Here is a 3968-nt window from a genome sequence, read left to right on the forward strand (position 1 = left end):
CAAAAGTCAAAAGGGAAGAAAAATATGTGTACCTCACTAGCTTATAGCGGTGTGCAGTCGTATTAGGTACAGTGTCACAAGCTATAAACCATGCTAGGCAAAGCTTGGTCTGTATCTCACTCAAGCGCTTACCGCTATAAAAGCTAAAATAGATAGCTGACAGTGATTCTGCTCACAATAGCAATATAGACTAAACCGCCTTGTATTACCGTCTTCTTCTCGATTTTAACACCCTAGAAAACGGGTTAATTGCCTTAACATCCGAACAAAGTCATTATCTTAAAAAAGTTGTTCGTTTAAAATCCCATGACCATTTTATTGCCCTAAATGGACAAGGACAAGCGTGGTTAGCAGAAATAATTGATAATTCGGCCCATCTTTTAGAAGCGATAAACGAAACTACCGAACTACCAGTACAAGTGAATTTAATGGTAGCAATTCCCAAAAATGGCTTTGATGATATCGTCCGCGCTGCCACCGAATTAGGAGTTTATCGGATTATCCCGCTGCTAACAGAACGCGGTTTAGTTAATCCTAGTCCTCAAAAAATTGACCGTTGGCGAAAAATTGCCCGGGAAGCTGTAGAACAATCAGAAAGACAGATTATTCCTATTATCGAAGAACCACAACCATTTTTAGCAATCCTTAAGCGGGGAGCTAACCCACAGACAACTTGTTATATTGGTGTTACCCGTAGAACAGTGGCCCCGCTACTTTCTCAATTGCAAACATCAACCGAGATAACTATTGCCATCGGACCGGAAGGGGGATGGACGGAGGCAGAAATAGAACAAGCGCTCGCCGCTGATTTTCTGCCTGTATCACTGGGAAAACGCATTTTGAGAACAATTACCGCTCCCTTAGTGGCTCTTGCTATCATTAACGCCTATTTAGACAGCTAATTGATTGGAGTTTCTATGTTCAAAGAAATTGCTGAAGCACTCGACCGTCAAGACTATCAAACTGCCGCCCGTCTTGTCAACGACTTCCAGACCCTAGAAAACGATAACCCTTGGCTGAAATTCTACCAAGCGCGTTTAAGCGAAATCAAGGGAGAAATCGGACTAGCAGGGCAAGAATACCGAAAAATGTTGCAAGTTAGCACTAATACTCAACTTATCGCCCAAATTCGTCAAGGAATCGCCCGCTTAGAAGCGATTGAACGGGTGGAAGTGGAACAGCAACAACAACAGCGACAGGCTGCCCTCGAAAAAGCCAAAACCAACCCTAGTAATCGAGAAATGGGGCTGTTAATTCTTGAACCGGTGGCTAACGAAGAAAAACAGCCCTTAGCCCAAAAATTTGCCCAAATATTTAAAATAGATGCCTATAGCGCCCGCTTACAAATCCCTAGCCGTTCGTGGCGCTTGTATCGAGTCGGGGCGATGGCAGAATTAGCAATATATGTTCACGACTTGCAAAAAGAAGGAATTCCCTGTTTTTGCCAGCCAATTACAGCGATTAACCGGCCTAGGGTCTATTTAGCTCGATATTTCCGGGCTATCCAACCAGAAGCCACCCTAGTCTATCAATCTTCCCATAGCGACCTAACCGCAAGTATAACTTTTGATTGGTCAGAAGTTACCGCCGTGGTAGAGGGAATCTTGCCGATTTTTGGGGAATGTGTCGATATGGATGCGCGCCGCAATCAAGTGAGAAAAATTAGTATTCTTGATTATGCCCAGATTATTGATCTACATTTGAAAAAACAGGATTTAATTATTCGTATTTGCGATCACCATTACCACTTTCAAGCGGGGATTACTTTTTCCGACCACCAACAAAGTCGGGAAAGACAGACCACCAATCGGGATAACTGGAATCATTTCGCTTCTTACCTAAAACAACAACTAGCAGCAGTTCCCCTGTGGTCAGATTTTCCAGCTTTTGCCGAAACCACCGCCGATTTTTACGAATTACTGCCTATGGTCAATCCCCATTTGGACTTATTACGCATTGAAGACACCTACTGGGACACCGCCTTTCAACTCTATAGCGCCCTCATCTTTCTCGAAAAAACTCCCCCTACCGCAACTTTATGACCCCTAGTAGCCCTTCTAACACCTCTTTCGACTGGTTTAACCCCTCGCCCCAGCAAGACAGCGATTTACTGGCACAAATCGGCTTTATCCCCGGTTTCAAAGAATTTCTCACCCTGCGACAGGTTCACGCCTTGGAACACGCCACCGTCTGGGTATTAAGCGAAATGGCCGCCCGTCGTCAATCCCCTTTTGACCATTCCCCAGCGGATAACGAGGCCCTGGGGGGACTCTCCACCGATAGGGGTTTTTATCTCTACGGACAGGTTAATACAAATGAACTGCAAATTGCAGCCAAACAGGCACTCCATCGTCTCAAAAATGGCGAGGGGCAATTGGCATTACATCCGCGTTGTGGCACCAATTTATCGGTAACTTTAGCCTTAACCGCCGGCTTAGTCTTAGGAACTCATCTTATCTTCCCCAGAGGTCCGATTTCTCAGTTATTAGGCTTAGGTTTAGCCACCGCCACCGCTTTTCAAATCGGGCCAGATGTGGGAATGTCGGCCCAAAAATACCTGACCACAGCCATTCCCTTTAACTTAACAATCGTTAATATTGCACCAAAGGCAGACCTATGGGGACGTTCGGGGCATTTCGTCCAAACAGAGTGGCAAGATTTGCAATAAAACTTAAAGTAAAAACCCTTTCGGCAAATTCGCTCTGATTGTAACCTGTTAACTAAACCCTAAAAAAAACAACACCTATGCCTGGAATCGAACGCGGAGCCAAAGTTAGAATCAAACGTAAAGAGTCTTACTGGTACAACGATGTGGGAACCGTAGCCAGTGTTGATAAAAGTGGTATCCTCTATCCCGTTATCGTTCGTTTTGACACTGTTAACTACAACGGTTTTAGTGGTAGCGCCAGTGGACTGAATACCAATAACTTCGCTGAAAGTGAATTGGAACTCGTTAAGGCTGCCCCCGCTAAGAAATAAAGCTGAGTAAAATTCGGCCTATCATCACTGACTGACTGACAGGAATTCTCTCTTGTTGGTCGGTTTTTTTATAGCTATCAGCCAATCAGTTATCAGTTATCAGTTATCAGTTATCAGTTTACTGTTTACTGATATTTGGATAAATAGGGCTGGCTGAATAATGGTAAAACCCTTTTAAAATAAGGCTTTTGACCTGTTAAAATCCGATGTTCATGCTGCGAAAATAGGATTGGGACCTTCAAAAACCTGGCATTATCCTTCTTATAGTACATAAACTGGTACTAAAAAAGAGGGCAACAAAGCCTGAAACTCCTGACTTGAAAGAGGGTGTAGGGTGTAGGGTGTGGGGTGTAGGGTGTAGGGTGTGGGGTGTGGGGTGTGGGGTGTGGGGTGTGGGGAAGGAAACCTCTTTCATCTCTGGTGGCGAAAATTTTGTAATTGTCCCCCCGATAATTCGTGAGGATAACGCTTGAGAATTGCCTCTTTTTGTTCCTGAATATAAGTTCTAATTTTTTCTCTGACATGACCCTTATTTTCTAAGGGAAAAGTTTCTATATACTTCTCCTCTAACTGTTCATCACTGGGTAATAAGCGCACTTCTTGCAGATATTGCTTGATTTTTTGCCTGTTCGGGGGTGACTTTTTGATGCAGTAAAATGGCTTCGGTGAGTTGAAACCCGATGTTATAAACTGGGTTAAGAGAACTCATTGGTTCTTGGAAAATCATCGCCATTTCTCCCCCGCGATAATAACGCAATTCTTCCGGGGGAATAGATAATAAATCTACTGCTTGCATTGACTGACTTTTTGCTGGACGAAAGCAAATTTCTCCCCCAGTAATTTTTCCAGGAGAGGGAACCAGTCCCATGAGTGCGAGGGAGGTGACGGATTTTCCTGAACCCGACTCCCCCACACAACCGAGAACTTGACCTTTCTGCAAGCTAAAACTAATGTTATTAACGGCGACTGTTGTTCTTTTCTGATTAGAA

General features: G+C 44.0%; 4 protein-coding genes and 1 pseudogene. 4 read left to right on the forward strand and 1 reads right to left on the reverse strand.

What is annotated here, in order from left to right; all coding sequences use genetic code 11:
- Positions 1-200 precede the first annotated feature (200 nt).
- The 4 genes from O9334_RS16305 to O9334_RS16320 all read left to right on the forward strand — a co-directional run bounded on the left by O9334_RS16305 (position 201) and on the right by O9334_RS16320 (position 2979).
- Positions 201-902 (forward strand): 16S rRNA (uracil(1498)-N(3))-methyltransferase, encoded by a 702-nt coding sequence (locus O9334_RS16305; protein ID WP_045361188.1) that lies wholly within the window; start codon positions 201-203, stop codon positions 900-902.
- Between the two features lie 15 nt (positions 903-917).
- A complete protein-coding gene (locus O9334_RS16310) occupies positions 918-2042 on the forward strand; it encodes a tetratricopeptide repeat protein (protein WP_288001218.1) in 1125 nt (374 codons plus the stop codon).
- The gene (locus tag O9334_RS16315; RefSeq protein ID WP_288001220.1) at positions 2039-2668 is read left to right on the forward strand and encodes a DUF6391 domain-containing protein; all 630 of its coding nucleotides are present in this window, start codon (positions 2039-2041) and stop codon (positions 2666-2668) included. The genes O9334_RS16310 and O9334_RS16315 overlap by 4 nt, the downstream gene beginning before the upstream one ends.
- Positions 2669-2745: 77 nt before the next feature.
- Positions 2746-2979 carry a photosystem I reaction center subunit IV gene (locus tag O9334_RS16320; protein WP_045361194.1) on the forward strand — a complete coding sequence of 78 codons (234 nt, stop codon included), beginning with the start codon at positions 2746-2748 and terminating at the stop codon, positions 2977-2979.
- A gap of 432 nt (positions 2980-3411) precedes the next feature.
- Here the strand turns inward: O9334_RS16320 and O9334_RS16325 are convergent.
- Positions 3412-3968 (reverse strand): annotated as a pseudogene (locus O9334_RS16325) (ATP-binding cassette domain-containing protein); the annotation flags it as partial.

The sequence above is a fragment of the Microcystis sp. LE19-8.1F genome, from assembly GCF_027531715.1.
Classification (GTDB): Bacteria; Cyanobacteriota; Cyanobacteriia; order Cyanobacteriales; family Microcystaceae; genus Microcystis; species Microcystis wesenbergii_A.